At 69.6% G+C, this 22,712-nt stretch carries 19 protein-coding genes; 10 read left to right on the top strand and 9 right to left on the bottom strand.

Features of this window, described 5'->3' with window-relative positions; translation table 11 throughout:
* Nucleotides 1-20 precede the first annotated feature (20 nt).
* The 3 genes from AB0K12_RS42575 (at nucleotide 21) to AB0K12_RS42585 (ending at nucleotide 5,505) form a co-directional block, all read left to right on the top strand.
* Nucleotides 21-1,652: an extracellular solute-binding protein gene (locus tag AB0K12_RS42575; RefSeq protein ID WP_364573967.1), complete on the top strand. Its 1,632-nt coding sequence runs from the start codon at nucleotides 21-23 to the stop codon at nucleotides 1,650-1,652.
* 31 nt (nucleotides 1,653-1,683) lie between these two features.
* The gene (locus AB0K12_RS42580) at nucleotides 1,684-5,094 is read left to right on the top strand and encodes an alginate lyase family protein (protein ID WP_364573969.1); all 3,411 of its coding nucleotides are present in this window, start codon (nucleotides 1,684-1,686) and stop codon (nucleotides 5,092-5,094) included.
* Between the two features lie 201 nt (nucleotides 5,095-5,295).
* Nucleotides 5,296-5,505 carry a hypothetical protein gene (locus AB0K12_RS42585; protein WP_364573971.1) on the top strand — a complete coding sequence of 70 codons (210 nt, stop codon included), beginning with the start codon at nucleotides 5,296-5,298 and terminating at the stop codon, nucleotides 5,503-5,505.
* Between the two features lie 68 nt (nucleotides 5,506-5,573).
* Here AB0K12_RS42585 and AB0K12_RS42590 read toward each other — a convergent pair whose 3' ends face one another.
* From AB0K12_RS42590 to AB0K12_RS42605, 4 genes are all read right to left on the bottom strand, one after another.
* The gene (locus tag AB0K12_RS42590) at nucleotides 5,574-6,530 is read right to left on the bottom strand and encodes a hypothetical protein (protein WP_364573973.1); all 957 of its coding nucleotides are present in this window, start codon (nucleotides 6,528-6,530) and stop codon (nucleotides 5,574-5,576) included.
* A 61-nt stretch (nucleotides 6,531-6,591) separates the two neighbouring features.
* Nucleotides 6,592-6,876, bottom strand: coding sequence for a hypothetical protein (locus tag AB0K12_RS42595; protein WP_364573975.1), 285 nt, complete (start codon nucleotides 6,874-6,876; stop codon nucleotides 6,592-6,594).
* Between the two features lie 104 nt (nucleotides 6,877-6,980).
* Nucleotides 6,981-7,412, bottom strand: a complete 432-nt coding sequence (locus AB0K12_RS42600) for a hypothetical protein (protein ID WP_364573977.1) — start codon at nucleotides 7,410-7,412, stop codon at nucleotides 6,981-6,983.
* Between the two features lie 101 nt (nucleotides 7,413-7,513).
* On the bottom strand, nucleotides 7,514-8,161 hold the full coding sequence (locus AB0K12_RS42605; protein WP_364573979.1) for a winged helix-turn-helix transcriptional regulator: 648 nt from the start codon (nucleotides 8,159-8,161) through the stop codon (nucleotides 7,514-7,516).
* A 102-nt stretch (nucleotides 8,162-8,263) separates the two neighbouring features.
* Between AB0K12_RS42605 and AB0K12_RS42610 the strand changes: the two genes are divergently transcribed.
* A complete protein-coding gene (locus AB0K12_RS42610; RefSeq protein WP_345388576.1) occupies nucleotides 8,264-8,551 on the top strand; it encodes a DUF4287 domain-containing protein in 288 nt (95 codons plus the stop codon).
* Nucleotides 8,552-8,668: 117 nt separating this feature from the next.
* On the opposite strand, the gene AB0K12_RS42615 is transcribed toward AB0K12_RS42610, so the two are convergent.
* The gene (locus AB0K12_RS42615; RefSeq protein ID WP_364573981.1) at nucleotides 8,669-9,496 is read right to left on the bottom strand and encodes a hypothetical protein; all 828 of its coding nucleotides are present in this window, start codon (nucleotides 9,494-9,496) and stop codon (nucleotides 8,669-8,671) included.
* 751 nt (nucleotides 9,497-10,247) lie between these two features.
* Between AB0K12_RS42615 and AB0K12_RS42620 the strand changes: the two genes are divergently transcribed.
* Nucleotides 10,248-10,655, top strand: a complete 408-nt coding sequence (locus AB0K12_RS42620) for a hypothetical protein (RefSeq protein WP_364573983.1) — start codon at nucleotides 10,248-10,250, stop codon at nucleotides 10,653-10,655.
* A 20-nt stretch (nucleotides 10,656-10,675) separates the two neighbouring features.
* Here AB0K12_RS42620 and AB0K12_RS42625 read toward each other — a convergent pair whose 3' ends face one another.
* On the bottom strand, nucleotides 10,676-10,834 hold the full coding sequence (locus AB0K12_RS42625) for a hypothetical protein (RefSeq protein ID WP_364573985.1): 159 nt from the start codon (nucleotides 10,832-10,834) through the stop codon (nucleotides 10,676-10,678).
* Between the two features lie 20 nt (nucleotides 10,835-10,854).
* The gene (locus tag AB0K12_RS42630; RefSeq protein WP_364573987.1) at nucleotides 10,855-11,736 is read right to left on the bottom strand and encodes a TIGR03854 family LLM class F420-dependent oxidoreductase; all 882 of its coding nucleotides are present in this window, start codon (nucleotides 11,734-11,736) and stop codon (nucleotides 10,855-10,857) included.
* Nucleotides 11,737-12,336: 600 nt separating this feature from the next.
* Here AB0K12_RS42630 and AB0K12_RS42635 point away from each other — a divergent pair.
* The 4 genes from AB0K12_RS42635 to AB0K12_RS42650 all read left to right on the top strand — a co-directional run bounded on the left by AB0K12_RS42635 (nucleotide 12,337) and on the right by AB0K12_RS42650 (nucleotide 19,240).
* Nucleotides 12,337-13,311, top strand: coding sequence for a multicopper oxidase domain-containing protein (locus tag AB0K12_RS42635; protein ID WP_364573989.1), 975 nt, complete (start codon nucleotides 12,337-12,339; stop codon nucleotides 13,309-13,311).
* Nucleotides 13,312-13,415: 104 nt separating this feature from the next.
* A complete protein-coding gene (locus AB0K12_RS42640) occupies nucleotides 13,416-17,354 on the top strand; it encodes a ThuA domain-containing protein (RefSeq protein ID WP_364573991.1) in 3,939 nt (1,312 codons plus the stop codon).
* A gap of 66 nt (nucleotides 17,355-17,420) precedes the next feature.
* On the top strand, nucleotides 17,421-19,031 hold the full coding sequence (locus AB0K12_RS42645; protein ID WP_364573993.1) for a chitobiase/beta-hexosaminidase C-terminal domain-containing protein: 1,611 nt from the start codon (nucleotides 17,421-17,423) through the stop codon (nucleotides 19,029-19,031).
* A gap of 32 nt (nucleotides 19,032-19,063) precedes the next feature.
* Nucleotides 19,064-19,240 (top strand): hypothetical protein, encoded by a 177-nt coding sequence (locus AB0K12_RS42650; protein ID WP_364573995.1) that lies wholly within the window; start codon nucleotides 19,064-19,066, stop codon nucleotides 19,238-19,240.
* A gap of 12 nt (nucleotides 19,241-19,252) precedes the next feature.
* Here the strand turns inward: AB0K12_RS42650 and AB0K12_RS42655 are convergent, their stop codons facing one another.
* Nucleotides 19,253-20,452: an MFS transporter gene (locus AB0K12_RS42655; protein ID WP_364573997.1), complete on the bottom strand. Its 1,200-nt coding sequence runs from the start codon at nucleotides 20,450-20,452 to the stop codon at nucleotides 19,253-19,255.
* 51 nt (nucleotides 20,453-20,503) lie between these two features.
* Here AB0K12_RS42655 and AB0K12_RS42660 point away from each other — a divergent pair, with 51 nt between their 5' ends.
* Nucleotides 20,504-20,713 carry a hypothetical protein gene (locus tag AB0K12_RS42660; RefSeq protein WP_364573999.1) on the top strand — a complete coding sequence of 70 codons (210 nt, stop codon included), beginning with the start codon at nucleotides 20,504-20,506 and terminating at the stop codon, nucleotides 20,711-20,713.
* Nucleotides 20,714-21,064: 351 nt separating this feature from the next.
* Here AB0K12_RS42660 and rox read toward each other — a convergent pair whose 3' ends face one another.
* Nucleotides 21,065-22,492 carry a rifampin monooxygenase gene (rox, locus tag AB0K12_RS42665; protein WP_364574001.1) on the bottom strand — a complete coding sequence of 476 codons (1,428 nt, stop codon included), beginning with the start codon at nucleotides 22,490-22,492 and terminating at the stop codon, nucleotides 21,065-21,067.
* Between the last annotated feature and the right edge of the window lie 220 nt (nucleotides 22,493-22,712).

Consider the following 22,712-nt stretch of genomic DNA (forward strand, 5'->3'; position numbering starts at 1 on the left):
CAGTGTGGCAAGGAGACGTCATGGCACCCACCTTCAGCCGCCGCCGCGTCCTGGCACTCGGCGCGGCAACGGGGCTGGCCCCGCTGCTCGGGGCCTGCGGCGACGGCAGCCCGAGCTCGCCGAACGGCTCGAACAGCCCGGCCGGGTCGCTCAAGCTGCCCACCTACAAGCCCGTCACCGTGGCCACGCCCGACCTGGCCGCCGAGCCGGCCGGGGTGTCGCCGGGATACTTCACCTACCCGGCCACCTCCAGCGCCGCAGCACAGCCGGTGCGGGGCGAAGCCGTCACGGCACTGACGTACACCTACGACCCGATCGCCCCCGCGCTCGGCTCGAACCCCTACTGGCAGAACCTCAACAGCAGGCTCGGCACCGAGCTGAAGATCACGTACGTCGCCTCGACCGACTACAAGAGCAAGGTCGCCACGACCATCGCCGGTGGCGACGTGCCCGACGTCGTGGCCATCCAGGGCGTCGTCCAGCAGATGCCGGCCATGCTGCAGGCGACGTTCACCGACCTCACCGAGCACCTGTCAGGGGACGCGGTCCTCGCCTACCCGAACCTCGCCGCCCTGCCCACCGACGCCTGGCGTGGCACCGTCTACGACCAGCGGATCTGGGGCGTCCCCGTGCCGCGGGCCCGCATCGGCACCGTGCTGTACACCCGGGCCGACCTGCTGGAGAAGGCGGGACTCGGCCTCCAGCCCGATTCGTGGGCCGAGTTCAAGGAGATGGCGCGTGCGCTGACCGACGAGCGGGCCGGCCGGTGGGCGTTCGGGCAGATCCCGTTCAACACGATCCTCGAGATGAACGGGATCACCGGCAACTGGCCCGGCGGCGTCGGCGTCTGGCAGGCCCAAGGCGGCGTCTTCACCCACTCAGGGACGACACCGCAGTTCATCCAGGCCCTTGAGGACACCGTCGAGCTGGTGAAGTCGGGGGTGGTGCATCCCGACCACGCGGGCGCGCCCAACACGAAGCGCAACGCGTGGATGCTGGCCGGCACGACCTCGTTCACCATCGGCGGGTACGCCGGGTGGGGCAAGTTCTACGGCCAGGCGAAGGACGTGCCCGGCTTCCGCCTGACCGGCATGCTCTCGCCCACCCGTGACGGCAAGGGGACGCGGGTACGCACGCCCGGCCCGACCCTGTCCAGCTTCACCGCCGTCGCCAGGACCGACGACGCCAGCCGGATCAAGCAGATCCTCAAGGTCCTCGACTGGTTGTGCGCACCCTTCGGCAGCAGCGAGTACCTGGCGCTCCGGTACGGCGTCGAGGGCCAGACGTTCACCCGCGACGGCGCCGACCCGGCGCTCACCGAGGCCGGGCGCAGCCAGCTGTTCCTGCCGGTGCGCTACCTCGCCGAGGCATCGCCGGTCATCTACGAGCCGGGCAACCGCCAGGCCGTCCAGGACCAGCACGACCACCAGGTCGCCGGCGTCCCGCTCGCCGTCGAGGACCCGACGCTCGGGCTGTACTCGGAGACCGCCGCCAGCAAGGCGGCCAGCGAGCAGCAGGAGCTGGACTCGGTGCTGCTGGAGATCCAGCTGGGCAACGAGCCCGTCTCGGCGTGGCAGCCGGCGATCAAGAAGTACATGGACCGGGTGGGCGACAAGATCAAGGCCGAGTACGAGGAGCAGACGGGTGGCTGACGTGGACTCTCACGAAGATAGGGAGAAACCAGTGGCGAGACGGAGCAGGTTACGTCGGCACACGCGCCGCCGGGCCCGTGCGGCGGTCGTGCTGGCTCTGGTGGCGGCGTTCCTGTCGCCGGCCAGTGCCGCCGTCGCCGACATGTCGGACCTCGGCCGGCTGCTCGACCTGACGCGCCCGGGGCTCGGCGAGGTGGCGGCCGAACTGGCCGCCGGTGACGAAGCGGGCGCCGCGAGCGAGCTCAAGGTCTATTACGCGGGCCGCACCGGCGTCCAGTACCCGGCTCCGGCCGCGGGCTCGGGCGGTGGCGACTCGGGCCCCGACGAGCTCGCGGCGGGGACCTTCCGGTTCGGCTCCCAGACCCGCAACTTCTATGACAGCGCCGAGCAGCGGATCGACGTCGACTGGCAGGACCTCTGGGGTGGGACGCAGACCGCCCCCGGCGGCGCGCAGACGTTGATGAGCGACTTCACGTTCATGCCCAAACTGGCCTCCGCGTACTTGTCCGAGAGCGACCCGGCCAAGCGTGTGGCGTACGCGAAGGCGTGGATGGACATCTCGCTGGACTTCTTCGCCGACAACCAGAGCTGGCCGCAGGGCCGCAACCTGTCGGCGGCCAAGCGGCTCGCCCAGCTGGTCAGCTCGTTCTCCGTGTTCCGGGCCGATCCCGGCATCGACGCGAGCGATCTCGTGGCGTACCTGTCCGGCGTGCACGCCACGACGAACTACCTCGTCGGCGTGCTGCAGCTACATTTCGGCAACAACTGGTACATGTCGATGGCCCGCTCCGTCCACGCGGCAGCCGTGTTCCTGCCCGAGTTCTCGGCATCGTCCGGCTGGGAGTGGTTCGCGATGCGCTCGGCCGAGCGGTTCCTGCGCACGTGGTCGAAGGGCGACGGTGTGTACCGCGAGCCGGCGTTCAACTATCAGGCGTACGTGGCGGACATGCTCAACTCCGTCATCTCAGTCGCGAACGCCAACGGGCGGACCGTTCCCGACGCGCTCGTCCAGGGGGCGGACTGGATCGCTGATTCGCTGTTCGCGACCCGTCAGCCGAACCTCGAACCCGCGGCGATCGGCGACACGCCGAACGACACCGCGGGTACGTCGGCCATCCGCAGGAGCGGCGTCCGCAACTCCTGGTCCGACTTCACCTGGGTCGCCTCCGGCCGGACGCAGGGGACCGTCCCGACGCTGTCGTCCACGGTGTTCCCGATCAGCTTCGCGGTGCAGCGTTCCGGGTGGGACGCCGACGCCCGATACATGCTGATCAACAACCAGAACACCAGTTACACCGCCTCGCATCGGCATCCGGACGACCTCAGCCTGGTGATGGCGGCGTACGGGCGTCCGCTGATCGTCGACTCCGGGGTGGGGGACTACAGCTCGACTCCGACGAACGACTGGATGCGCCGTGAAACCGAGGCGCACAACACCGTCGAGGTCGACGGAGAGCCACAGGCCAAAGGCGTTCCCCGCACGACGTCGCGGTGGCGCTCGAACGCCGGCCTCGACATCTACCGCGGTGCGGCGATGGGCTACCGGCCGGTCGAGCACGATCGCGTGGTCTACTTCGTCAAGCCCGGCTTCTGGGTGGTCTCCGACGCCCTCACCGGTGACACCGCCGCGCACGCATACCGGCAGCTCTGGCACTTCCCCGGCGATCCGGTGACCGTCAACTCGACGACGAAGGTCGCCACGGTCGGGTTCGACACCGTGCCGGGAGCCGCGCCCGTCGCCGGCGTGCGGCTCATCCCGGTGGCGACGTCCGGCGCCGCGGTGACCCCCAGGGTCCACGAATACGGCGCCGTACGTGTCGGCGAGCGGGTGCTCACCGACGTCGACTTCCTGTCGTACGACTGGTCCTCCACCGGGCCGACGGGACTGGACACGGTCGTGGTTCCCGGCCCGGCCGGCGCGGCGCCCTCGGTGACGGCGAAGCGCATCGCCATGTCCGGGGTGAGCCACTCCACGGCGACGGCGATGGAGATCGCCATGCCGGGCGCGACCGGGCGCTTCTACCTGTCGCGCGAGGCGAATCCCTCGTCGAGGACGTTCGGGGCCGCCACCACCAACGCCGAGACCGCGTACCTCGAGCGTGCTCCGGCCGGCGGCCTCACCCGGTACGCGCTGACCAGAGGATCGTCGCTGACCGACGCGAACAGCACCGTCATCAGCGCGTCCGCACCGGTGTCCGACGTCAGCGTGGAACTGAGCGGCACGACCGCCCGGATCTCGATGGGGGACCCGTTCACCGGCACGCTCTCCCTCCACGCGCCGAACGCGACCGCGGTGACGGTGAACGACGCCCCGGCCGCGTTCACCCGTACGGGCGACCTCATCACCGTGTCACTGCAGGAACGGTTCGCCCCGGCGCCCGTGCTCGACGACGAGTTCGACGACGCCGGTCTGGACCGCACCGTCCATGACTTCGACGGCTCCTTCGGCGGCTGGACACCGGTCCAGGGGGCCTGGGCGGTGACCGGCGGACAGCTGGCACAGACCTCCACCGCGGACACCGTCTCGTTCGCGGCGCTGCAGGACGTACCGGATGACGTGGTCATGTCCGCGGACATCGTTCCCGGGGCACGCGGCCAGACGACGTCCCGTACCGGTCTCGCGTTCCGCTACCAGAATTCCCGCAACTACTACCGGGCCGAAGTGCTCAACTCCACGTCGGGCGCGACGCTCAAGCTCGTGAAGATCGACGACTCGGAGACCAAGGTCCTCGCGGAGACCGCACTACCCGGCGGCGCCAACGTCCCGCACACACTGGTCGTGTCCGCGATCGGGAAGCATCTGAGCGCCAAGGTCGGCGACACGTCGATCTCCGCGGACGACACGCAGTTCCCGACGGGCGGTGCCGCCGCCTACACGCATCGGCGGGCCGCGACCTTCGACGACATCGTGATCAGGGAAGGGCTCGACCAGGCCCACTGGCGAGGAATAGCCGGGTCCGTGTCCGTCGCCTCGGGCAAACTGCGCCTCACGCCGGCCGACGGCCGGGCGCACGTCCTGGCCGGCCCGACCCTGCCGAAGCGCTTCTCCGACACGTGCGACTACGCCGTGGAGACCACGCTCACGCTCGAGGGACCCGCCGCCGGTAACGCGGGCATCTCGCTGCGGGACAGCACGGACGCGTACGGGTACCGGATCCACGTCGGCAAGACGAGCGACGGAGACCGGTACGCGAGCATCATCCGCGAGGCCCACGCGTCGGGCCCCGTCATCGTGGCCAAGGCAGATATCAGCGACCCGCTGACAGGTCCTGTGCGGCTGGGCGCGACGATCCACGGCGACCGCATCACGATGACGTTGAACGGCGAGGAGATCCTGAAGGGCCGCGACACCGTTGTACGCAGCGGCGGCGTCGGGCTTTACGCCTCCACGAAGACCTCGTTCGAGAACGTCACCGTCGCCGGGTCCTGCGGGGGGCGTTAGAGCCCCGAGCAGGTTCTTGCTCCTACCGAGTACCGAGTCATGCGATGGTGCAGGTGCCCACGCTCGCCGCTTCAGGACGAGCGTGGGCACCTGCACCTCGCAGGTCAGCGGATGGTGTATCGGGTGTGGTGGTCCTCCACCCACGCCTCGTCGAGTTCCCGTCCGGTCACGCGCCCACGAGAATCTCCAGGCGGAGCATTCATGCCAGCCCGGCCCGCACAGGTGGAGGTGGAGGTGCGCAACGGGGTGATCGTGGTCGGGGACGAGAGCGGGGTCGCGGAGCAGGAGACGCCGCTGCGCGAGCCGTTGCCGTCGAACATCGGCGTCAACGTGAAGCTGTCCAGCGGCATCGAGGTCGGGCGCGGATTCCTGCCGACTGACGTGCCTGAGCGCTTCGCCTCCCAGCGGTGAAATGGATCATTCAAGGGACGCGATCGTCACCGACGAGGAGTTCCGTGAGCTGCTGAGAGGCTGGCCCTTCAGGTGTCCCAGGGGTGGGTTTCCAGGTTGCCCAGGTGATCGATGGCGACGCGGTCTTCGCGGGCGAGGATCGTCACCAGGTCGTCGGCCTCGTCAAGGGTGACGTGTCGGCCGCGGGAATGGCGGGCCTCTTGGTCAGGGGTTTCCAGCCACAGCCGGCGCCCGTTCTCCCAGCGCATCTGGATGACACCGCCCGACCGCCCGATGAAGACGGCGAAGTTGTCCTTCCTGGGCGTGAGATCGAGCAGAAGGCTCCTGGCCTGCGTCAGGGACATCGGTACCGGTTCGTCCTCGTAACGGCCCAGCCGGTAGTCGCAGTAGGTGACGGTCATGTGGTGCGGGTCGGGGGAGGCCGGCGGTGGGCCGCCCGGCCAGGTGGCGAGACGGCCGAACCGGCGGCGGCGCCAGGTCAGGGGCACCTCGATGCGCGTGCCGGGGTCGCCGTTCCACTGCGACTCCAGGCCGTGGCGGCGGATCGTCTCGGCCACCTCCCTGCCGATGTCGGCCTGGTCGGCGGTGACGACGGCGTCGTTGAACCTTCCGTAGGCCAGGCTGAGGCGGCCGCCGTCCACAGCGTCCCGCATGTCCTGCCGGTGGCAGAAGACATAGCCGCGGTACGCGTGCCGCTCGTCGTCCGGCACCTCCCCGCCGATCTCGGCGATCCCGCAGTTCTGGCAGCACGCGAAGTCGGCCCTGGCGACGATGCCCGCGAGCTCCAGGTCTTTGAACGCGCGCAGCAGCCGATCGCTGTCGAGCACCTCCGGCCAGGTCGGCTGGTCGGACAGGTAGCGTGAGAACTCCTCGACGGCCAGCTCTCGCAGCAGCGATTCGGCCTCCGGGGTGCCTCCCAGGACATCGGTGCCCCGTTCGACGATGCCGTCGAAGTCGTCCGCGCCCAGCGCGAGCAGAAGCCGTACGAACTCTCGCGCTTCAGACCTCTGCTTCTCGTCGAACATGCTTCCGTAGTATGCCGTCTGTGTGGCGGGCGTTGTGGCGTTCGAGGGCCGAGCTGGTTCTTCAGCGTCCAGATGATCGCTTCGATGCGCTGGCGTAACCAGCCGGGAAAGGGCAGGGCGGGTCCGGGCTCGTCTTCGCGGGCGGCCGGACCAAGGGGTGGCCTAGATCGGCGGCGGCCTTCTCGATGCCGGCGCCGGCGAATCCCTTGTCGCACACGATCGGGCACGGCCCGGGTGCGGTCGGGGTGACGTGCCGCAGGTGCAGTGCCTGCTTGCGTTCGTCGAGTGCCTTGGGGCAGGCCAGGCGGAAGCCGGTCACCGCGCCGTCGGCGGTGGTGATCAGCATCAGCTTGGCGCCCTGGTAGAAGGCGTGGCGGGATTCGCGTCTTCACCGACCATGGCCGCCCTTCGTCACGCCCGCAGCCGATCAGCGAATTTCACATCAGCGATCTAGGCGACGTTGAACCACTTGGTGCACGTCCAGTGGTTGTTGGATTTCAGGCAGGCGCGGAACCAGCGGCCGCTCGGCTGGTTCACGCCGCGGGTGTGGGCTCCTCCTCCCCTGGCCTTGGCGTGGCAGGAGTGGTAGCCGTGGCCGTAACCGTCGCCCCAGTCGAGAGAGATCCGGTCGCCTTTGCGGAGCTGCCCGCCGTGGACCCAGAAGACGTTCTGGCCCTTGTACGGCCTGTTCGTTGACTTGACCAGGACCGCGAACGCCCCGTTGCTGCGTTGGGTGGCGGCCATTTCGATGCCCTTGTGCGCATTGATGCCCGGCCCGCACGTGTAGTTGATGGGACCCGCGGCGGCGGCCTGCGCATGGGCGGGCACGGCGCCCATCAGCAGCCCGGCCGACACTCCGGCGACCATCCAGCGTCGCATCATCTCTCGCTCCTTCGCGTCCGTCGATGAACGAAGGATGGCCGAGGGGACGTTGAAGATCTGTTGAGTGCGCGTTGAAGCGCTGAAGGCCGCGGCCTGTTCCGTCAGAGGCGGAACATCTCGACGAATCGGTCGAGCAGGGCGGGGTCGCCTTCTGTTCGTACGCTGCCGTCGCGGAGTACGTCGTCAGGAGTCTTGGCGCCGCTCATCAGTTCGCGGATGGGGTAGCCGGTGAGGCGTTCGATGACGAGGTCGGGGGAGGGGTGGGAGCCGAGGCCGACGGTGAGCTCTCCATGGGTGATCTGCAGGCGGAGCGTGATGTCCCTCATGCGGATCTCGTAGCCGGCGGTGAGTTCTTGGGCTGCTTCCGGTCGATAGGTGGTGTGGAAGGACATGGCGACCGATTCGGCGGTGACGATCTCGCCGGGGCGGGGCTCGGTGAGCGTCCGCGCGCCCCAGCGGCCCAGGGCGATGAGCGCGGGCTTGAGGCCGCGCCCGTAGTCGGTGAGCTCGTAGACCACGGCGCGCTCGGGGTGCGGCAGGATGCGGCGGGTGGCCAGGCCCGCCTCTTCCAGCTGTTTGAGGCGGGCCGAAAGGATGTTGGTCGGGATGGCAGGCAGGCCCTTGTGCAGGTCTGTGAAGCGCTGGGGCCCGATGAGCAGATTGCGGATGATCAGCATGCTCCACCGTTCGCCGACCATCTCCATCGCGCGCGCCAGGCCGCAGAACTGTCCGTACTCCCGAGACGCCATGATGCAGATCCTAGCCCATGCTTCAGTTGACAAAGCATACTTGTAAAAGACAAGCTTTGCCTGGCGCGAGATCGTGACAGGCCGTACAGAGTGGAGAAGCGCATGTCGTTCCAGGCCTACCTCGACAACATCGAGACCAAGACCGGGCTGACCCCACGTGAGTTCATCGCTCTGGCGAAGGAACGCGGCTTCGACGACCCGTCGGTGAAGGCCGGAGTGATCGTCGACTGGCTGAAGCAGGACTATGGGCTCGGTCGTGGACATGCGATGGCGTTGGTGCACGTCATCAAGAAGGGGCCGAAGATCGACGCCAAACACGTCGGCAGCTCGGGCTCCCACCGCGACGAGTCCGACACGCTCTGGCTGGACGGCAAGAACAACCGCCCCTGACGAGCCGCCCGAGGCCCGCTGCCCGGGCCTTCAGCGTCGCGATGGAGTGTCGGTGCGTCCATCGTCAGGGGACGGTGACGACGGCTAGTCTGCCGTTCGTGTTTGCACCTGCGGTCGTCAGCACACTGGCTTGTGGTAGCGGGAAAGGCGGAGTTCGAACCCTGTGGCCTGGCCGGAGGGCGTGAGTGCGTGGCCGCCGCTGGTCGTGAGGCTCCATAGCCAGGGCCGTACGTGGCGGAGCGGGGATCCTTCGGGGTCGGCGCAGATGGCCTGTCGCAGGGCCAGGCGTAGACGTTGCAGTTCTTCCAGGTCTGCTGCCGGATGGTCCACTGCTCGCTGCCGGCCGTCCCTTGCGGTCGCTTCTGCCAGGGCCATCGCCTGGGCTTCGACTGCCCGCGGCTCGTCCCTTCTGGTGGCGACCTGCTGTGTCCTCCAGTCGGACCAGTTCGATCCGATGCTGTTCAACGCCGCCAGCAGTGCCGTGAGGACCTGCCGTTGCTCTTCCGTGCCCTGACCCCAGACGTCCTCCAGCAACGGGATGATGCGGGCCCAGGTCACATGAGCGAACCTTCTGTCGTCCTCTTCGGGCGGCGGCGTGAAGGTGAGCGGGGGTGTCAGGTAGGTGAGGTCCACTTTGCTGTGCGGGTGGTGGTGGCGGGCGAGCGTGTAATAGCCGGAGAGCTGGCCTCGTCGGTGGCTGGAGCTCTCGGTCTTCAATTCGATCATCCACAGCCGTTCCGCCCACAGCACCGCGTAGTCGGGGGCTCCGCCCTGCTCGTCGTCGTGGCGCGGGCGTAACTCGAACTCGTCCACGAACAGCGGCTGCCCGTTCCATTCGGTCCGTCCGAACGACAGGACGTCCAGCGATCGGAGGAACCGGGCGCCCTGGGATGACAGAGGGGTACGGCTGTTCCATCGCGGATACGGGCCGCCCACGATCAACATGGTCAGAAGGCGCTGGCAGTACTCCTCTCGTCCCAGTCGTAGGCGTCCCAGCAAGTGGATGGGGTCTTCTATCGTCATACCTCTCACGCTTTCAGTCGGACGGTCGGCGTGGCATGGGAAGGTGGTTCGGCGGAGGAGGAAGCATCTCCATTGTTATGTTTTTGACTCCGATTCTCGCTGTCATGGGCATACGTCGGCTGGCCGTTAAGGAACAGCAGAACAAGGCTTCATGGCCAAGCCCAGAGGTGGGATCGGTTGTCGGCTTCGGCTGGCCGTCCGTACCCGCCGTAGCGTGTGGCAGCCTGGGCGGGTGGTGGTCTCATGGGGGCGAGAGGAAATCGTTCAAGCGGTCAGGAGTTGTCTGCTCCGGGCCGGGGCGATGGCGGACGGGTTCTCCGGTGTCGAGGTCGTTGCGGAGCCGGAGAAGCTCTTGGTGATTTTCCGTTGGCGGCGGGATCCGAACGTATACGCCATTGAGGTCGCGTTTCCGACCGCGCCCAGAAGTCCATGGACCGGTCTGCCGGTGAGCTCAGTGGATGAGTGGGCCGTGGAGGTGCTGGCCAAGCTCACGGAGGAACTCGCCACCGGGTTGGTGAGCCGTAGCCGCCGGAAAGTGCGCGGTGGGTACGTTGTGCTGGATGCGCATGACGCGCCGGATGTCTCTCCCGCTGGGTTCTGTCTCAGCTCGGTGCCCCTCGTCGGGTTGCCGACCCGCCCAAGGCGGCGGCGAGGGACCTCTGCGGAGGAGCTGGTGCCTCTGCCCGCCTCCGAGACCGGCACGTGGCTGGCCAAGGCGGGCATGGACGTGAGCCTTTCCCACCGGCTGATCGCCGAGGACAGGCTCGCCTGCTGGGTGCAGGCGTATGCGGACAAAGCGCGCAGGCAGCGTTACGTCGGGCATGCGGTCGCGTCCTGGGAGGACGCGCGGCGCGGCGCCGCGCGTCTCGATCTCGTCCAGACCCGGCCCGGCGTCCCGGCGGAGGTACGCGGCGCGCTGGTGCATGCCGTGGTCCGTACGGTGGCCGAGGAGGGTGCTCTGCGCGTGGTCACCGCGATCGACGATCCCGGACTGCACGCGTACGGCTTCCAGGCCGCGGCCGGGGGCGGGCTCGTGTTCGGCACCGTCGACACCGAGCCGCCGCCGGGACGTCACGGGTGAGGCGGCCCACCCGAAGGCGGTCAGCCCTCGGCGTCCGGGCCTACGGACAGGATGGCCTGGTTGTCCGTGCCGCGCAGGCCCTCGTGGACGTGCCAGCCGGGATCGACTTCGCCGGCGGGGACGCCGCGGGGGTAGGGCTGGTCGGAGCTCCGGTACTGGTAGCGGTACTCGATGCGCATGCCGCTACAGCGGAAGCCGGTCAGTTCTGCAGGGGCATGAGGTGCGTGGCGAAGTCGTCGAGCCAGCGTTCGGCCGAGGGCACGGGAGTGGCGGGGCGGACGACGAACTTGGTGATGCCGGCGTCGACGAAGCGTTCGATCATCGCGCGGGCGGCGGGCCAGCCGACCGGGACGATCTCGGCGGGGTCGGCCCCTGGGTTGCGTCTCGCGATGGCGTCGAGCGCGGTGGCGGGGATCTCGGTGGTGGCGACCGCGAGGCTGGTGCCGTAGTGGTCGGCTTCGATCTCGCGGCCGGCCTCGGCCGCATGCGTGGCGATCGCCGTACGGCCCGCGGCGGCCTGGCCGGGGGTGAGGAAGCTGGCGAGCCAGCCGTCGGCGAGCCGGCCGGCGCGGCGCAGGGCGCGCTCGCCGCTGCCGCCGACCCAGATGTCGAGGGGTTTCGGCGGGAGGGGGCCGATGCCGACGTCCTGCACGGTGAAGTACTCGCCGTGGAAGGTCACCTTCTCCTGGCTCAGGAGGAGTCTCAGCAGTTCGAGCGACTCGTCGAACACCGCGCCGCGCGGCCCGGGGACGGGGAACGCCTCCCGGTCGGCGGGTCTGGCCGGGGTCAGGCCGAAGGCCGGCAGGACGCGCTTGGGGGCGAGTGCGGCCAGGGACGCCAGTTGCTTGGCCACCCGCAGCGGGTGGCGGCCCGGCAGGATCATCACACCCGTGCCGACCTTGAGTTTGCGGGTGACGGCCAGCGTGTACGCCATGCCGACCAGCGGCTCGACGGCCGGCCCTTGGACCAGCTCCGACAGCCACAGGGAGTCGATCCCGAGAGCCTCGGCCCGCTCCGCCAGCCCGGTGAGGTGGTGAGGGGTGTCTCCCGGCGGCGGCGCGATCCCGATGCGTACCTTCACCAGCCCATTATCGCGGCCCTCGGCGATGTCGTCGGCGGTGACTTCGCGTGACTCCCGTACGGCTGCCTGAGGACCGGCCCGGGGATGACGACGGCTGAACCGGTGAGCGCGCAAAGGCGCGCGAACGCATATTGATCACCATCACCACTCAAAGCTCAGGACATTGCGCCGGGGGAGGGGAAGAGGAGCGAGGGGGGAGGGGCCGGTTATAAAGGATGCATAAAGTGATCGCGTTGGGCCCATTGATAACACCCGTACTCACTCGTTGTCCAGTCACCAGTTTCGTCGCCCTCCGTCACGTAGGGCGATCGAAGAGGCCGTCATCAGCCGATACGCTGCGTCACACCCCACCAAAATGGCCGCACCCGGCCACTTGTCGGACGAGTCGCTCGCTCGTACGACGGACACGGGGAGTGAGCGTCGGCCTAACGCCGATGACCTGCCCGTCCTTGGCCGGATATGAGCCGAAGCTCTGACGCTTTCGGTGTTACTTCTTGACATTTCGCCGGAAATGGCGCGTACTTCGATCGAAGATCGGTCTAACTACCCCGCCCCGAGCACCCGCACAAAACCCTCGCAAGCGTCACCGATTGGGGAACCGTGACCGAAGTACGTAGCGGCATGGCCGAAAACCTGCTCTCCCGGCGTGCCTTCACCACCTCGGCGGCGGCCGCCGCCCTCGCACCCCTGGTCACCACGCAACCCACCGCGGCGTCGTCCCAGGCCGGCCCGGCCGCGGGCGCGGTCCGCCGCATCACCCTGTACGCCGAGCGCCTGGCGGACGGCCAGCTCGGCTACGGCCTGGAGCCCGGCAAGGCGACGATCCCCGGGCCGCTCATCGAGATGGTCGAAGGCGACACGCTGGAGATCGAGATGGTCAACACCCTCGACGTCGCGGCCAGCCTGCACGTCCACGGCGTGGACTACGACGTGGCCAGCGACGGCACCCGGCTGAACGACGGCGTCGTCGAGCCGGGCGGCCGGCGTACCTACATCTGGCGCACCCACGCGCAGGGCAAGCGCGGGGGCGGCGCCGGCATCGAGCCGGGCAGCGCCGGCTACTGGCACTACCACGACCACGTGGTGGGCACCCCGCACGGCACGGTCGGCATCCGGCAGGGGCTCTACGGCCCGCTGGTGGTCCGGCGGAAGAAGGACGTCAGGCCGGACAAGACGTTCACCGTCGTCTTCAACGACATGATGATCAACAACCGCCCCGCGCACGACGCGCCCGAGTTCGTGGCCAAGGCCGGCGAGCGGGTGGAGTGGATCGTGATCACGCACGGTGAGTTCTACCACACCTTCCACATCCACGGGCACCGCTGGGCCGACAACCGCACCGGCATGCTGGAGAGCCCCGACGACCCGAGCCGGATCATCGACACCAAGATCTGCGGGCCCGCCGAGTCGTTCGGCTTCCAGCTGATCGCGGGCGAGCGGGTCGGGCCTGGGGCGTGGATGTACCACTGCCACGTCCAGAGCCACTCCGACATGGGGATGGCCGGCATCTTCAAGGTGACCGACGAGAACGGGAACGTGCCAGGTCAGCCCGGCGACGGTCACACAGGCCACTAGAAAACCCTCGACATCCGCGACAGGTCCCGAGCCACTCTCGATCCCGAGGAGCGACGATGGGTCGAACAGACCGTTTACCGTCCCGATCATCTTTCTGGCGGCGCGTGTTGACAACGCTGTCGATCGCCGTCCTGGTGCTCGGCCTGGCGCCACCGGCCGTCACGCCGGCCCTGGCCCAGGCCCCCGCCGCCCCGGACGCCAAGAAGGCCGCCGTCCGCGTGCTGGTCTTCAGCGGCCTGGCCGCGCAGCAGGACGACCCGGTGCGGACGGCCGCGACCGCGATCAGGGAACTGAGCAAGAAGAACGGGTTCACCGTCGAGGAGGCCCAGGATCCCGCGGTCTTCACCGCCGACAACCTGGCCCGCTACCGCGGCGTGGTGTTCCTGTCCGCCAACGGCGTGACCCTGGACGAAGCGCAGCTCGCCGCCTTCCAGACGTTCATCAGGAACGGCGGCGGGTTCGTCGGCATCCGCGACGCCGCCAAGGCGCAGGTGGACTCGGCCTGGTTCACCGAGCTGATCGGCACCCGCCCCGTCGGCGCCCTGCCCATCGCCGAGAAGGTGACGGAGAGCGCGGCGAGCGGGGAGAACCCGCCGAACGAGACCAAGGACAAGGTTTTCGACGGCGACAACGACACCAAGTGGCTGGCCAGGACGCCGGCCGCGTGGGTGCAGGGCAAGCTGGAGAAGCCGGTCGCGATCGCGCACTACGCGCTGACCTCGGCCAACGACTTCGCGGGCCGGGACCCGAAGGACTGGACGCTCAAGGGCTCGCAGGACGGGACGACCTGGACGGATCTCGACAAGCGCAGCGGGGAGACCTTCCCCCAGCGGTTCCAGACCAAGGACTACGAGTTCGAGAACGACACGGCGTACCAGTACTACCGGCTCGACATCACCGCGAACAGCGGCGAACCGCTGACCCAGCTCGCCGAGCTGCGGCTGTACGGGCCCGACGCCGCGCCTCCGCCCGAGCCGAAGGCGCAGAAGGCCACCGTGGACATCGTCGACCGGCGGCATCCGGCGAACGAAGGGTTGCCGCTCACCCTTTCGCGGACCGACAAGTGGCTGAGCTGGAGCCCGAACCCGGTGGGCAAGGTCCACACGATCGCGCAGGTCGAGGAGTGGACGTACAACCCGAAGATGGACGGCAACGGCGCGTTCCACCCGGTCTCCTGGTGCCGTGACTACGACGGCGGCCGGTCCTTCTACACCGGCATGGGCGGCACCGCGGACAGCTACGCCGACAAGCACTTCCGCACCCACCTCACCGGCGCCATCCGGTGGGCGACCGGCATCGTCAGGGGCGACTGCCAGGCGACCATCGCCTCCAACTACGCCGTGGAACGGCTGACCGGGCAGAACGCGCAGGGCCAGATGGACCAGATCGGCGAGCCGCACGGCCTGACCGTCGCGCCGAACGGCAAGGTCTTCTTCATCGGCAAGGCGGCCTGCGCCACCGGCCCCATCCCCGACTGGAACGACCCGAAGGTGGGACTCGGCTGCGGCACCATCCACCAGTGGGACCCGCGCGCCAAGCAGGTCAAGCTGCTGGCCACGCTGCCCGTGATGGGCAACCGCGGCAGCGGCGACGAGCTGGTCAAGAACGAGGAGGGCCTGGTCGGCATCACGCTCGACCCGGACTTCGCGGAGAACGGCTACATCTACGTCTACTGGATGCCGCACGCCTCGATCGACCGCGACCGGCGCATCGGCAAGCGCACGGTCTCCCGGTTCGCCTACGAGTCGCGGACCCAGACGATCGACCTGGACAGCCGCAAGGACCTGCTGGCGTGGGACACCCAGATTCACAGCTGCTGCCACGCGGGCGGCGGCATGGCCTTCGACGACGACGGCAACCTCTACATCGGCACGGGTGACAGCAACTCCTCCGGCGGGTCCAGCGGCTACTCCGGCAACAACTGGACCCAGGACTACAAGGGCACCTCGTTCCAGGACGCCCGGCGTACCGCGGGGAACACCAACGACCTCAACGGCAAGATCCTGCGCATCCACCCCGAGCCCGACGGCACCTACACGATCCCCGAGGGCAACCTGTTCACCGGCAAGGAGGAGGGCGGCGGCAAGACCCGGCCCGAGATCTGGGTGATGGGCGTGCGCAACATCGCGCGGCTCCAGTGGGACAAGGTGAACGACTGGATCACCGCCGGCTGGGTCGGCCCCGACGCCTTCGGCCCGAGCGAGACGTGGGGCCCGGCGAAGTACGAGACCGCGACCGTGCTCACCTCCGCCGGCAACCAGGGCTGGCCGTACTGCATGGGCGACAAGCAGCCCTACCGCGACCGCAGCAACAGCGACGCCACGCAGCCGGCCGACTGGTACGACTGCGACGACCTCAAGAACACCTCGCCGCGCAACACCGGCCTCGTGGACATCCCGCCGGCGCGCAAGAACATGATCTGGTACTCGCCGCAGGGCGGCGGCCCCGTCTACCCGGAGCGGCAGGACGGCAGCGGGCTCCCGTCGTACCAGCAGGGCGAGGAGACCTTCACCATGCCGTACCTCAAGGGCGGCAACCAGGCGGTCATGTCCGGTCCGACCTATCACCGCTCCCTGGTCGACACCGCCAGCGGGGTGGCGTGGCCGGAGTACTGGGACGGCAAGTGGTTCATCGGCGACGAGGGCAACAGCAACAACCGCATCGCCGTGACCGTGGACCCGAAGACCGCGAAGGACGCGGGCCGGCCGGCGTTCGCCGAGGACCTGCGGCACATCATCCCGGGCGGCACCGGCGCGAACCAGCTCCAGTCGTGGATGGACGCGAAGTTCGGCCCCGACGGCGCGCTCTACATGCTCGACTACGGCAACGGCTTCTTCAGCCTGCACCCGAACCAGAAGCTGATCCGCATCACCTACAAGGGCGGCCCCGCGACGCCGGACCCGAGCGCGGCCGTGGTGCGCCCGGCCCGGCAGAACGCCGACCCCAGGACGATGACGTTCTCCAGCGCCCAGGCCGGCGGCGTGGCGTGGGAGTGGAACTTCGGCGACGGCAGCGAGCCGTCCACGCAGGCCGCCCCGACGCACACCTACCCGGGCTTCGGCGTCTACCAGGCGACGCTGAAGGTCACCTACGCCGACGGCGAGCAGGCCACCGGGAAGATCGTCGTCACGGTCGGCTGCGGCGCGCCCGACGCCAGGCCGACGGTGCAGTTCCTGGACACGCTCACCGGCGTGCGCAACAAGGTCGTCGCGGGCGGCTGCACGATCAACGACCTGATCGACGACGAGCGCCAGTGGAAGAACCACAACCAGTTCGTCAAGCACGTGCAGGCCGTCGTGGACCAGCTCCTGGCGGACGGCGTCGTCACCGCCCAGGAGGCGGACGCCCTGCGCAAGGCCGGCCGCCAGTCGGAGGTCGGCAAGGTGAGCGGGTACGAGCCCATCTTCGACGGCACGGCGTCGTCGCTGCTGGGCTGGAGCCAGGCGCCGTCCGGGCGGTTCACCCTCCAGCCGGACGGCACGATCCGCAGCTCGGGCGGCCTGGGCATGCTGTGGTACGCGGACAAGGCGTACGCGGACTTCTCGGTCCGGCTGCAGTTCCGCGACAGCTCGCCCGGCACGACGCGTGCCAACAGCGGCGTCCTCGTCCGGTTCCCCGACCCCAGGACCCCGCTGGAGCAGCGTCCCGCGGGAAGCTGCGGCACGGTCGGCTCGGCGCGCACGTCACCCGCGTGGGTCGCGATCTTCTGCGGCCACGAGATCCAGATCTACGACGGCGACACGGGCGAGCCGCAGAAGACCGGCTCGATCTACAACTTCTCGCCCACCAGCCTGAGCAGGGCCGGGGCGACCCCGAAGGGCCAGTGGAACGACTACGAGGTCAGGGTGGTCGGCCAGCACTACACGATCGTCCGCAACGGCACGGTGATCAGCGAGTTCGACAACACGCCGGGGAAGGCGTCGTCGCGCGCCGGTGACCCGCCCACGGACCTGCGCCAGTTCATCAGCGGGTTCATCGGGCTGCAGAACCACGGCAACAGCGACGTGATCGACTTCCGCAACATCCGCGTGCGCGAACTCTAGGCCGGGTGCCGGGCGCCGTCCCCCTGCGCCCGGCACCCCCACCAGCTCGGAAAGGTGCATCGACCCATGCATGTCTCCCTCTTACGTCGAGTGCGCGCAGCGGTGACGGCGCCGCGGCTCGCGGTGGTGCTGCTCGCCGTGGCGCTTCCCGCGCTCTTCCTCACCTCCGTCCAGGCCGAGGTCCAGCCTCGTACGCAGGCCGTCTCCGTGAAGGCCGCGGAGCAGGTGCTGACCTGGACCGCCGACGACAGCATGACCGCGTACAAGACGGCGCCGGAGTCGGCGACGGCGGGCCCCGCCACCATCGTCTTCGAGAACAGCACGGCCACCGGCAACACGACCGGCATGACGCACACGCTGACCTTCGACGTCTCCACCCCCGGCTACAACCACGACGTCAACCTCAACATCATCGCCAGCCCCTTCGACGCCGACGGCGGCCGGCACGTCGCCCAGGTGAACCTCACCCCCGGCAAGTACCGCTACTCCTGCGTGATCCCCGGGCACGGCCAGATGTTCGGCGAGTTCGTCGTCACCGACGGCGGGGGCGAGGACACGACCCCGCCGCAGGTCGCCGCGCAGGTGGCGGGCGACCAGAACGAGGAAGGCGCCTACGTCGGCGCGGCGACGGTCACGATCTCGGCAAGCGACACCGAGTCCGGCGTGGACACCGTCGAGTACGCGCTCGACGGCGGCGAGTTCGCCGCCTACACGGCCCCGGTCTCGGTGGACCAGCCCGGCGAGCACACGGTGACCTTCCGTGCCACCGACAAGGCGGGCAACACCTCGGAGGTGGGCTCGGTGACGTTCACCGTGGCGGCTCTGCAGGGCGAGGACACCACGCCGCCCGAGGTCACCGGGGAGGTGACCGGTGACAAGAACGAGGAAGGCCAGTACGTGGGCGCGGCGACGGTGACGCTCACGGCGAGCGACGCCGGGTCCGGCGTGGACACCGTGGAGTACTCGCTGGACGGCCAGCCGTTCGCGGCGTACACCGAGCCGCTGCCGGTGGACCAGCCGGGCGAGCACACGGTGTCGTACCGTGCCACCGACAAGGCGGGCAACACCTCGGAGGTGGGCTCGGTGACGTTCACCGTGGCGGCCTCGCAGGGCGGGGACACCACCCCGCCGCAGGTCTCCGCGCAGCTGTCGGGCCAGCAGGACTCGGCGGGCAACTACGTCGGCTCGGCGACCGTGATGCTGTCGGTGAGCGACACCGAGTCGGGGGTCGCCACGCTGGAGTACTCGCTCGACGGCGAGCCCTACATCGAATATCCGTCCCCGGTGTCGGTCACCGAGTCCGGCGCGCACACCTTCGCGTACCGGGCCACCGACAGGGCCGGCAACACCTCGCCGGTGGCGACGCTGCGGTTCACCGTGGTCTCTCCCGAGGACGACACCACGCTGCCGCAGGTGGCGGCCGCGCTCACCGGCACCCAGGACTGGGCCTGGAACTACGTGGGCTCGGCGACGGTGACGCTGACGGCGAGCGACGTCGGCTCAGGGCTGGACAAGGTGGAGTACTCGCTGGACGGCCAGCCGTTCGCGGTCTACACGAAGCCGCTGAAGGTCGACCAGCCAGGCGCGCACGTCCTGTCCTACAGGGCCACCGACAAGGCGGGGAACATGGCGGTCGGCACCGCCCCCTTCATGATCGTCGAACCCGCCGCCGAGTAGGTCGAGCTCCGGCCCCGGGCCCCGGGGCCGGAGTGGGGAGCCTCGACGCGCTGGTGGCGTCGTTCGCCGGGGACAGCGAGGTCATCGACGTCGGACGGCGCCTCCTGGTCCGCTTCGCCCCCGGCGGCACGGGTGTGTTCGAGGTCTACTGCACCTTCACCGTGGACGGCCCGTCCATCGTCAAGGCCGAGCTCACGTACGCCGACTGACGGAAGTGCGGCTCAGCCGCGATCGCGCATCGTGAGGAAGCAGACGGCGGCGGCCACCGTCAGGACCGGGACGCCCACGAGGATCGGAGCTCTCAAGCCCCACTCCGCCGCGACCAGGCCGCCGAGGAGGGCTCCCAGCGGGGAGGCGCTCATCACCGCGGTCATCGCGGCGCTGCTCACCCGGCCGAGCATGTCGGCCGGGGTGAGTCGCTGGCGCGTGGTGCGCGCCACGACGGCCCAGACGCCGAACGCGCCGCTCGTGATGATCAGGCCCCCGGCCACCACGACGGGGGACGAGGTGAGGCCGATCATCAGCTGCCCGATCGCGGCGGAGCCGAGACACGCGGCCAGCGCCCCCGCCGGGCTGATCAGGCGTGTGACGCGGGCCGCCAGGGCGCCTCCCGCGAGGCCGCCGATCGCGCCGACCCCGAGCAGCAGGCCGTAACCCCAGGCCGGGAGGCCGAGGACCTCGGGCACGTACAGGACGAGGACGGCGAACCAGGCGCTGTCCATCGCGGCGAACACGGCGCCCAGGCCCACGATCACGCGCAGGCGAGGATTCTTGACCAGCCACTTCAGACCGGCGCGGGTGTCGCTCCAGATCTGGCCTTTGGTGCTGTACGAGCCGGCTTTCGGCGCGAAGACGTTGGGCAGGCTGAAGATCAGCGCGGCCGCCAGGGCCAGGGCGCCGCCGTTCACGGCGAACGGGAGCACCAGCGCCACGCCGAACAGATATCCGCCGATGGGCGGCCCCACCAGTTCGTTGCCCGCGACCTCGGCGTTCACCAGCCCGCCGTTGGCCCGGTCGAGGTCGGCGTCCTTCACCAGCGGCGGCAGCAGCGTGGCCGTCGCGGTGTCGCGCAGCGTCTCACCGACACCGCAGACGAACGCCACCACGTAGAGCAGTACGATCCCGGCGACGTCCAGCAGCACGGAACCGACCAGCACGGCCAGCATCGCCACCCGGACCACATCGACGGCCGCGGCCAGGCGGCGCTGGTCGAACCGGTCGACGATCGCCCCGGCGAGCAGCCCGAACAACAGCCACGGGCTTTGTCCGGCGATGGCGACCCCGGCCACCGCGACGGGATCGGACGTCAAGGCGGCCGCCAGCAAAGGCAGAGCGGCCATCCGGATGCCGTCGCCGAGATTGGACAGCAACGTCGCCAGCCACAGCCGGTTGTACGCCGGCCCTAATGACGCCGAGACCATAGGATTTCCTCTCCGTGGTTTCGTGAGAAACGCCGAGAAGAGAAGATCACGATGCCGATCGAGAGGTCCACCGTGATCCACTCTCAGCGAAAAGCCTGGGACGTCTGGCTGAAATCGGCGCGGTGGCCGGGTGCCACTGTCGCGATTCACGTGTGGAGCGTCTCCGAGGAAAACGATGAGCCGGAAGTGAAGAAGGCCATCGAAAGGCGGGGCACCGGCGCCGCGGCACTGGTGAGCGTTTACGCGTACGTAGGATGGTGAGGCTTCGCCGGCCGGGCTCGAACCGGCGTCCACCCGGAATGCCGAGCCGGGCGCCGCCGCTGATCGAGCGACGCGTGCAGCTCCGCCAGAAGCGCGTGATCAGTCACGCTGCTCATGACGATCACGGTCCATCAGGACCACTGGGCGGCGCTGCCTATGGGCCGATCGGGGCGCTCCAGGCAGGCGAAGAGATATGCGTCGCCGGCGTCGCCGATCATGAGGCCGCTGGGGCCCATCTGCTCAGGGTCGAAGCCTGAGCTGAGGAGGTGTCGCTCCTCAAGGGGCACCCACCTCCGTCACGTCGTACGTGGCGGCGGCGTCGTCAGGCCCATGTCTTCTCCTCCGGTCAGGTCAGGGAGTGAAGGTACCGAACCAGCGGGACAGTTCGGTGGTCAGCTCTGACTGGGTGTCGCCGGTCCAGGCCACGTGGCCGTCCGGGCGGAGGAGGAGGGCGGGGGCGGGGAGGTCGGCGGTGCGGGCCGCGATGTGGTCCACGCGGTCCGTCCAGCCCTCGGCCGTGAGGCGGCCGGTGCCGTCGAGGAGCAGGGCGCGGCCGGAGCGCATGAGCGGGTAGAGGCGGCCGTCGCCCAGGTCGATGTCGCGCAGGCGGCGTCCCACCAGGCCGGAGCCGGTGCCGAAGTCGTAGCGGACGCCTATGGCGGTGAGTTGCCCGGCGAGGTACGTGCTCACCTCGTCGAACCGCAGGAGCCGCCCCAGCAGCCGTCCCACCGCCCGGGGGCCTGGTTCGGCGGACATCAGGTGCATGCGGACGCGCGTGTCGTCCAGGACGTCGGCGGCCACCGGGCGGCGTTCGGCCTCGTAGGTGTCCAGCAGCCCGTCCGGCGCCCAGCCCGCGACGTCGGCGGCCAGCTTCCAGCCGAGGTTGAACGCGTCCTGGATGCCGAGGTTCAGCCCCTGCCCACCGGCCGGCGGATGGACGTGGGCCGCGTCCCCGGCCAGCAGCACCCGGCCCGCGCGGTAGCGGTCGGCCAGGCGGGTGGCGTCGCCGAAGCGGGACAGCCAGCGTGGCGCCCGTACGCCGAAGTCCGTGCCCGCGACCGCCTTGAGCGCCTGCCGGACGTCCTCAAGCGCCGGCGGGACGGCACGGTCCTCTGCCACGTCCAGCGCGGGCACGACCACCCGGTACACCCCGCCGCCCAGCGGCGCCAGGCCGAAGCGCGGCTGCGTCTCACGGATCCGCGCGACGGCGGCGGCGATCGCCGACGGGTCCTCGTCCGCCTCCATCTCGCCGAGCAGCGTGTCCATCCTGCTCGGCTCGCCGGGGAAGCCGATGCCGAGCAGCTTGCGCACGGTGCTGCGGCCGCCGTCGCAACCCGCGAGGTAGCGGGCGCGCAGGCGCGTGCCGTCGCTCAGCTCGGCGGTCACGCCGCCGTCGTCCTGGTCGAGGCCGGTCAGCGCGGCGCCGCGCCGGATCTCGGCGCCCAGCCCTGCGGCGTGCTCGGCCAGCAGGCGTTCGGTGATGATCTGCGGGATGGCGAGGAGGTAGCCGTGCGCGGTGTCCAGATCGGCGGGCGCGGGCCGGTCCGCCCCGCCGAGTGAGACGCGCAGCGGGTGCCGGCGGCCGTGTTCGAGGAAGCGTTCCAGCAGGCCGCGCTGGTCCATGATCTCGATGCTGCGTACGTGCAGGCCCTGCGCCTTGGCGTACGGGGCCGGCTCGGTCTCCTTCTCCAGCACCAGCACCCGTACGCCGTGCAGCCGCAGCTCGGCCGCCAGCATCAGGCCGCTCGGCCCGCCACCTGCGATGATCACGTCGAACATGCGCTCCAGTCTGGGCCGTGCCCGGGGTCTTGCCGCAAGCCCCGGGTCGCGCTATAGCTTGGAAGCGGCAGGGGGCGCGACAGACCGACACGTGCGAGCGTGACCCGGCGGTGAGCTCGGCTCCCGCCCAGTCCGCGTGCCGCGCCTCCAGCTTCATCCCGGCGAGCTGAGCCATCAGGCGACGTCCACCGCATCGACGGCCGACGCCGGTGACGGCGTC

This window comes from Nonomuraea sp. NPDC049419 (assembly GCF_040676995.1).
Taxonomy (GTDB): domain Bacteria; phylum Actinomycetota; class Actinomycetes; order Streptosporangiales; family Streptosporangiaceae; genus Nonomuraea; species Nonomuraea salmonea.